The organism is Rhizobium sp. 05L419, from assembly GCF_056397845.1.
Genome location: NZ_JBFTOF010000059.1, coordinates 1 through 7,082, shown reverse-complemented (window position 1 = coordinate 7,082; position 7,082 = coordinate 1). Strand labels below are relative to the sequence as shown.

8 protein-coding genes and 1 pseudogene are annotated in these 7,082 nt (G+C 57.1%); 8 read left to right on the top strand and 1 reads right to left on the bottom strand.

The window, feature by feature from the left end; all coding sequences use genetic code 11:
- The first annotated feature begins 100 nt into the window (after window positions 1-100).
- The 8 genes and pseudogenes from AC1DMK_RS30720 (at window position 101) to AC1DMK_RS30685 (ending at window position 5,604) form a co-directional block, all read left to right on the top strand.
- Window positions 101-375 (top strand): annotated as a pseudogene (locus tag AC1DMK_RS30720) (DUF982 domain-containing protein).
- Between the two features lie 163 nt (window positions 376-538).
- The gene (blh, locus tag AC1DMK_RS30715; protein ID WP_477864000.1) at window positions 539-1,834 is read left to right on the top strand and encodes a bifunctional sulfur transferase/dioxygenase Blh; all 1,296 of its coding nucleotides are present in this window, start codon (window positions 539-541) and stop codon (window positions 1,832-1,834) included.
- 14 nt (window positions 1,835-1,848) lie between these two features.
- Window positions 1,849-2,166: a sulfite-sensing transcriptional repressor BigR gene (bigR, locus tag AC1DMK_RS30710; protein ID WP_477863999.1), complete on the top strand. Its 318-nt coding sequence runs from the start codon at window positions 1,849-1,851 to the stop codon at window positions 2,164-2,166.
- Window positions 2,163-2,573: a YeeE/YedE family protein gene (locus tag AC1DMK_RS30705; RefSeq protein ID WP_477863998.1), complete on the top strand. Its 411-nt coding sequence runs from the start codon at window positions 2,163-2,165 to the stop codon at window positions 2,571-2,573. Before bigR ends, AC1DMK_RS30705 begins: the two co-directional genes overlap by 4 nt.
- On the top strand, window positions 2,570-3,004 hold the full coding sequence (locus AC1DMK_RS30700; protein WP_477863997.1) for a DUF6691 family protein: 435 nt from the start codon (window positions 2,570-2,572) through the stop codon (window positions 3,002-3,004). Before AC1DMK_RS30705 ends, AC1DMK_RS30700 begins: the two co-directional genes overlap by 4 nt.
- Window positions 3,001-3,783, top strand: a complete 783-nt coding sequence (locus AC1DMK_RS30695) for a sulfite exporter TauE/SafE family protein (protein ID WP_477863996.1) — start codon at window positions 3,001-3,003, stop codon at window positions 3,781-3,783. The genes AC1DMK_RS30700 and AC1DMK_RS30695 overlap by 4 nt, the downstream gene beginning before the upstream one ends.
- A 118-nt stretch (window positions 3,784-3,901) precedes the next feature.
- On the top strand, window positions 3,902-5,248 hold the full coding sequence (locus AC1DMK_RS30690) for a cation diffusion facilitator family transporter (protein WP_037063039.1): 1,347 nt from the start codon (window positions 3,902-3,904) through the stop codon (window positions 5,246-5,248).
- A gap of 77 nt (window positions 5,249-5,325) precedes the next feature.
- Window positions 5,326-5,604, top strand: coding sequence for a metal-sensing transcriptional repressor (locus AC1DMK_RS30685; RefSeq protein ID WP_158447535.1), 279 nt, complete (start codon window positions 5,326-5,328; stop codon window positions 5,602-5,604).
- A 276-nt stretch (window positions 5,605-5,880) separates the two neighbouring features.
- Here AC1DMK_RS30685 and AC1DMK_RS30680 read toward each other — a convergent pair whose 3' ends face one another.
- Window positions 5,881-6,513 (bottom strand): ImuA family protein, encoded by a 633-nt coding sequence (locus AC1DMK_RS30680; RefSeq protein WP_477863995.1) that lies wholly within the window; start codon window positions 6,511-6,513, stop codon window positions 5,881-5,883.
- Window positions 6,514-7,082 lie beyond the last annotated feature (569 nt).

Sequence of the window (7,082 nt, the reverse complement as noted above, 5' to 3'; positions counted from 1 at the left end):
CTCTTCTCAACAAGCGAGCGCACGTCCATCATGTCATTGGTCATCGGTGGTCTTTCCGTCAGGTTGGTCTTCAACAACCCGACCCTAGCGGAAAACACTGATGGCCACCTTACTCCTCAGAACCTACACCACTCGGCGGGGCACGATCGAGCTAGCTCTGCGCTGTCCAGCAACTCACAAGATCGTATGTACGCTCGGCGACGCGGCGCATGTCCTGATGAAGGACTGGCCACCGATGGCGGCGAGGAATATGTCGCGGCTGTAAAAGCCTGCGTCGATGTAATTAGCGAGCAGATTGCTCCAGAACAATTCCGGGAAGCGCTTTTGCGTGCGGCCGATGAGGCGGGCATCGCTGCCCTAACAGTCGTTCATTGATGACAATTAGCAGGAAAGCGGCGAGACAGCCGCTCATTGGGGTTCCGCGACCGGCTTCCGAGCCGTCACTCATCTATCACCGATATTCGCATCCCATATACTTGCATTTCATAACATTATATATTATGTTTAATTGTATATTGATTGAACTGAGGAGCGAGCCATGAAAGCCGTCCGCATAAACGAAAGGTTGACGGTATCTGATCAGCCCACTGCCGTTGACTTGCTCACCCTACCGAACCTCGGTTTCCGGCAGTTGGTGAATCTGCGTCCTGATGGCGAAGATGGCGAACAACCGGGCAACGTCAACGAACGCGAGGCCGCAGATCACGGCGCTCTGTCTTACGCATTCATACCCGTTGCAATGCCCACCATAACAGAGGCCGACATCCGAGCCTTCCAGGCGGTCTTGTCTGGCGCGGACGGGCCCACCCTCGCCCATTGCAAGACAGGTACGCGAGCACTGACGCTTTATGTCCTGGGCGAAGTTCTCGACGGCAGAATGAAGAAAGAGCAGCTCGCTTCGTTCGGCCAACGTCACGGCTATGATCTTTCAGGTGCAGTCAAATGGCTCGAACGCGATGCGACACTGATGCCTGAGGTTAAAGGCTTCTTTGATCGCTGCACCTGGAGCGTCCAATACGTCGTTTCCGACCCCCGAACCAACCAATGCGCAATCATCGATCCGGTGCTCGACTACGATGAAAAATCGGGGACAACCTCCACTCATAACGCTGACGAGATACTCGCATATATTGCCCAAAAGGGTCTAACGGTGGAGTGGATTTTGGACACTCACCCCCATGCTGACCATTTCTCCGCCGCTCACTACCTGAGGGAAAAKACGGGTGCAGCGACAGCCATTGGGGAGCATGTCGTCGATGTCCAACGGCTCTGGAAGGGCATCTACAACTGGCCGGAGCTTCGTACCGACGGTTCGCAGTGGAGCAAGCTTTTCGCCGATGGGGAGCAGTTCAAAATTGGTTCGTTGGACGCAAAAGTGATGTTTTCGCCCGGCCATACTATGGCATCGATCACCTATTTGATCGGTGACGCGGCGTTCGTACACGATACGATGTTCATGCCCGACAGCGGTACGGCAAGAGCAGACTTTCCCGGTGGCGATCCGCAAATGCTGTGGCAATCCTTGGCGGCCATTCTGGCTCTTCCCGACGAGACACGGATATTTACGGGACATGATTACCAACCGGGCGGGCGGGCTCCGCGCTGGGAAAGTACCGTTGGCGATCAGAAGCGAACAAATATGCACTTGGCTGGAATTTCGGAGGTGGCATTCGTGAAACTGCGCAACGCTCGCGACCGCACCTTGCCCATGCCAAAGCTTATCCTCCCTGCCCTTCAGGTAAACATTCGCGGCGGTCGATTGCCGGAGCCGGAAGGCAACGGCCGTCGGTACCTAAAAATACCCCTCGATTCGTTAAAAGGAGCCGTATGGTGATCTCGAACCCGCAAATGGTGACGATGACCGCTGGAGCGATGGAGACCCGTGCGACCGAAGTCGCTGGCCTTCTAAAGACCCTCGCGCATCCAGCAAGGCTCATGCTGGTCTGCACGCTCGTTGACGGCGAATATTCGGTTGGCGAGTTGGAGGAAAAACTCGACATCCATCAACCGAACCTCTCGCAACAGCTGAATGTGCTGCGTGAAGCGCAAATCGTCGAAACTAGACGCGACGGCAAGCAAATCTTCTACAGACTCACTGCCGAAAAGGCAGCTCAGCTAGTTGGAGCCCTCTACACCATCTTCTGTGCGGAGGGGGCAGCCGGATGACCTCCTACCCGTTATCATTGCTTGGCGGGATGCTGATCGGCCTTGCCGCCATCATGCTTCTCATCGTCAACGGTAGAATCGCTGGCGTAAGTGGGATCGTCGCACGGTTGGCACAGGGCGTACATGTGTCCACGAATGCGGCCTTCGTTATCGGTCTGGTCCTCGGCCCGGTCGTCTACATGACTGTCACAGGACGGTGGCCAAGCGTCACCATCACTGAACCCTTGCCAATCATCGCGCTTGCCGGATTGCTCGTAGGAATTGGGACGCGAATGGGCTCTGGCTGCACAAGTGGTCACGGTGTGCTCGGCCTTGCACGGCTTTCACCCCGATCCACGGTTGCTGTCATCACATTCCTTGCAGCAGGTATAGCTGCCGTTGCGATTTTGAGGAGTGCGGGTCTATGACACGCAAATATCTTCAGGTCTTGGTGGCCCTCGTTTCCGGCACCCTCTTTGGCTTTGGGCTATCACTGTCCGGCATGCTCGACCCTGTCCGCGTACAAGGTTTCCTTGATGTTTTCGGAGCCTGGGACCCGAGTCTTGCATTCGTTTTAGGCGGAGCTTCCGCCGTCGCCTTTGGCGGGATGCTCCTTGTCAACAGGATGCCTCATCCAGTCCTGGACGATAGTTTCTACATCCCGTCCAGCAAACGTATCGATAGTAGACTGGTCTTGGGATCAGCCATCTTCGGCGTTGGCTGGGGCCTTGGTGGCTTTTGCCCCGGCCCCGCCATCGCATCGCTCTCCTTGGGATTGTCGCAGACCTTTGCTTTTGTCGCATTCATGGTGATTGGCATGATCATCCATGATCGCTTCATAGCCGCGAGAGCGCTATGACCAGCCACCTCATCGTAGCAGTGGGTTCAGGTGGCCTGGTCGGCTTCATGTTGGGTCTCGTCGGTGGCGGCGGATCGATTCTTGCCACTCCCCTTTTGCTCTATGTTGTCGGTGTCGCCCAACCGCATATCGCAATTGGGACTGGCGCACTCGCCGTATCCGTCAATGCCTTCGCCAACTTCACCGCCCACGCGATCAAGGGCCACGTATGGTGGCGGTGTGCAGCAGTTTTCGCCTTGATAGGTTCAATTGGTGCATTGGGCGGTTCCAGCCTCGGGAAGTCGGTTGATGGTAACCACTTGCTGGTGTTGTTCGGGCTCCTTATGCTGGTCGTTGGTGGTCTGATGCTCCGACCGCGAAAGGTATCCGCGACTGGCCCGCGCCCGGTCGATACCCGAATGTGCGTGCTAACTGCTCTGACGGCACTCGGTGCGGGCGGTGCTTCCGGCTTCTTTGGCATCGGCGGTGGCTTCCTTATCGTTCCAGGGCTCATGCTGGCGACAGGGATGCCGATGATCAACGCAATTGGGACGTCCCTCTTGGCCGTCGGCGCATTCGGCCTCGCGACAGCTCTGAACTATGCGTGGTCCGGCTTGATCGACTGGGGCCTTGCTGTTGAGTTCATTGGCGGGGGTATCCTCGGAGGATTGGTCGGTATGCTGCTTGCAACGCAACTCGCAACTTACAAGAACACCCTGAATAGGATTTTCGCGGGTCTGATTTTCATGGTCGCAGGATATGTGCTCTACCGCAGTGTCGGCGACGTTCTCAGTCATTAAGTGACATTGCGATCTCATCCCTCTCGAGTGAACGTCTCGGTCACCTTGCGGCGGAAGACGGCACTTGCGTTATCCTATCCTGGGGGATAGGTATTGCCTCAACTCAAAGAGGTCTCGCATGTTTGCTCGCATCAGGGAATGGTTCGGTTTCGGTCGAGTAGGTCACGACCACAAACACGGTCATGGGTCTCACTCGCATGGTGAGAGTGGTGGGCATGGCCACACCCATGGTGTAGTCGATCCGAGCATCGCCACATCCGAACGCGGAATCTGGGCCATCAAGTGGTCGTTTGTAATTCTGGCGATCACCGCTGCGCTCCAGCTCATTGTCGTATTCTATTCGGGAAGCGTGGCGCTCCTGGCGGACACCATCCACAATATAGGTGACGCCGCGACTGCCGTTCCCCTCTGGATCGCCTTCACCCTGGTGCGCCGCAAACCGACCGCTACCTTCAATTACGGTCTCGGCCGTGTGGAGGACCTCGCGGGCATACTGATCGTGGCGATCATCCTGTTCAGCGCCTTAGTTGCTGGGTACGAAGCCATTAATCGGCTGATGAACCCACAGCCGATTACTCAGCTACTCGCAGTTGCCATTGCGGGCATTGTCGGCTTCATCGGAAATGAAGCAGTCGCGATCTTCCGCATAAAGGTAGGACGTGAGATGAACAGCGCCGCGCTGATTGCAGACGGGTATCATGCTCGTACCGATGGTCTGACCAGCCTTGCGGTCGTTCTCGGCGCAGTCGGCGTATGGTTCGGTTTTCCATTGGCGGACCCTATCATCGGGCTCCTCATCACGCTGACGATCTTCGGAATCGTTTGGCAATCGGCACGGTCCGTCATCACCCGCAGCCTCGATGGAATCGAAACCGGAATAACGGACGAGATTCGCCATGCTGCGGAGCACGTAGCTGGAATTGTGGGAATTACCGACGTGAAAGCACGTTGGCTCGGCCACAAGCTGCACGCGGACGTGACCATTTCCGTCGATGGTGGCAAGTCTGTCGCGGAGGCAAACAGCGTCGCACTTTCCCTCCAGCGTGAACTACGCTCGCACTTGCCGCCGCTGGGCTCCTCGACAATTCAGTTCGACACGGCAGGCGAGTCGACTGCATTGCAGGCACCCCACGGCCGCCATCACGCTCCCAAGCCATTCGCCGTGGAGTCGCAGCTTGCGACAGGTACTCTTTCAATCGTTGATACTCCACAGGGGGAGCGCATGCGCCTTTCCATTGTCGGCAAGCACGCCCATGACCTCAGTGCCGTCGTCGAGATCAACCGTCCAGGCACGGCCATCGAGGTCCTGCCGCTACGCGCCTTGCCAAACGATCATCATGTTCTCCAAAGTGTAGAAGCGCCCGGCGAACCCCATGAATTCGATGCCGTGTTGAAACTCACTGCTCGTGGTCAGAACGCCCAACTAACGTTCCGCATGGAAGAGCCGGAAGGCCACCATCATTGACCTTGCTGTCGACGATGCCATCAGCGTATCGTCGACAGCCCTATCAAACGAGCCCGCTGGCATGGGAAATGGACACGATGACCGAACCTCACACGCACGCCACCCACCCAGAAATCGTAAAGCGCCTGAAGCGTGCGGAAGGACATCTCAAAAGTGTGATTGCTATGATTGAGAACTCCAAGCCGTGCCTCGACATCGCGCAGCAGCTGTCAGCGGTTGAGAAGGCAATTACCAGCGCAAAACGGACACTGATTCAGGATCACCTCGACCACTGCCTCGAAGAGACGGTTGGCGCACTGGCCCGCGATCAGCGCCAGTCAATCGACGAGTTCAAGACGATTACCAAGTACCTCTAGGCGAACAGCAGAAGCCCGCCAAGTGCGTGCTGACACTCTGATACCAGCAATCACGCAAACGCAACGGGCGTTCGGATCGCGTTTACGAACGATTACCAAGACTGCGCGAATTCAAACCGACACAGTACCTCTCTAAAATTGTTGGACAGTTTCAAGAGTCGGCCGGTCTTAGACCGGATGGACTGAGATGGAGACCGAAGCAACGCGTCGCTGGATTGCCAAAGGAGACGGCTATGTCGGATTTTGATCGCACCGCTCACTGGCAGAACGTCTACTCTACCAAGGGCGAGGATGAAGCCATGTTGCCCGCCCCACCCCAGGCACCGGCAACGGCTCACTCGGCAAAACACTTACTCTCCACCTGGTGACCGACGCCGTCGGCTGGCCATAATCATTCGCTTCGGTTTGTCGCCGCCACCGGCGGACCACCAATCCCATTGTCCCGGTCTTCTCGGCGGCCAGCTGCAATCGCCTGCTCGCCAGCATCGGCAACCGGACGAGTTCCCCCACCACCGCTCCCAGGCCGCCAAAGGACAGCGCCGCCTCCATCGTCGCAAGCACATCCTCTTCGCGGTCGGCTTCTGCAAAGACGACCCGATTGGGATGCAAACCGACTTGAGCCAGCGACGGAAAGAATAGGTCCGGGCGCGTTAAGCACCAGATGATCTTCCCTTTGGTCCTGGCGGCGATCCCCGCAAAGAACAACACAGCTCCTGCGCCATCGACGGTTCCACCGCCTCCACCGGCGAACTCGTGTAGGGCGCCGTAGGAAAGGCCGCCCCCCGGCAGAACCTGGTCGACCTCGCCCAGCCCGAAAGGCAGGCATCCGGACTTCCGCGCACCGCTGCCCGATAAAGCGGAAATGCGGTCGCGAAGGTCGGCTATGACGTGCTCTCTGGCAGCCGTCATTGTTCACGTAATCCCTTCGGTTAGTGGGCGGGTATGAGCTACGACATCATGTCGTTGGAAACGTTGATGTTCGGATAAAAGACGAGAGTCAACCGGCCCACCCTAGGGAACTTTTCTCATAAATTAGCGCGGCCTGAGATTCCATGCTTCCAATGGCTCGTCGTGAACCACTCGGTATAACCTCCACTCTGAAAAACTTGAGAGCGCCGACCATTGCCGTCGAATGCAAGAAATGCTGCCGGGCGGCCAGTTTCACCCGCGCCGAGATCGTGAAGCGACATGGCGCGTCGATTACCTTTGCTCGACTAAGGCGCGTCATGGAGATGGGATGTGATCGATTGACGGGACCAGACGGTGACAAGTGCGGGACAAGATTCCCTTGCCTCGACGAGAGGAAACCGACGACCAAAGGGTAGATGAAGCAGGGGAATCGGGTGAGTTAATTATCGAGAGATTGTACTTGCCAGGAAGTCGTCGTCCCATGCTGCGACCTTTCGTTTCAAACGCAGGGAATCCTTGCCCGGCGCTCTTCGGATGAGATTGAGAGCCATGTGCTTTATGGTGGTGAA

Excerpts from the sequence above, each read along its gene's own strand:
- AC1DMK_RS30695 (WP_477863996.1), top strand. The coding sequence starts at position 3,001 with ATGACCAGCCACCTCATCGTAGCAGTGGGTTCAGGTGGCCTGGTCGGC.
- AC1DMK_RS30680 (WP_477863995.1), bottom strand. The coding sequence starts at position 6,513 with ATGACGGCTGCCAGAGAGCACGTCATAGCCGACCTTCGCGACCGCATT.
- AC1DMK_RS30700 (WP_477863997.1), top strand. The coding sequence starts at position 2,570 with ATGACACGCAAATATCTTCAGGTCTTGGTGGCCCTCGTTTCCGGCACC.
- AC1DMK_RS30690 (WP_037063039.1), top strand. The coding sequence starts at position 3,902 with ATGTTTGCTCGCATCAGGGAATGGTTCGGTTTCGGTCGAGTAGGTCAC.
- AC1DMK_RS30705 (WP_477863998.1), top strand. The coding sequence starts at position 2,163 with ATGACCTCCTACCCGTTATCATTGCTTGGCGGGATGCTGATCGGCCTT.
- bigR (WP_477863999.1), top strand. The coding sequence starts at position 1,849 with ATGGTGACGATGACCGCTGGAGCGATGGAGACCCGTGCGACCGAAGTC.
- AC1DMK_RS30685 (WP_158447535.1), top strand. The coding sequence starts at position 5,326 with ATGACCGAACCTCACACGCACGCCACCCACCCAGAAATCGTAAAGCGC.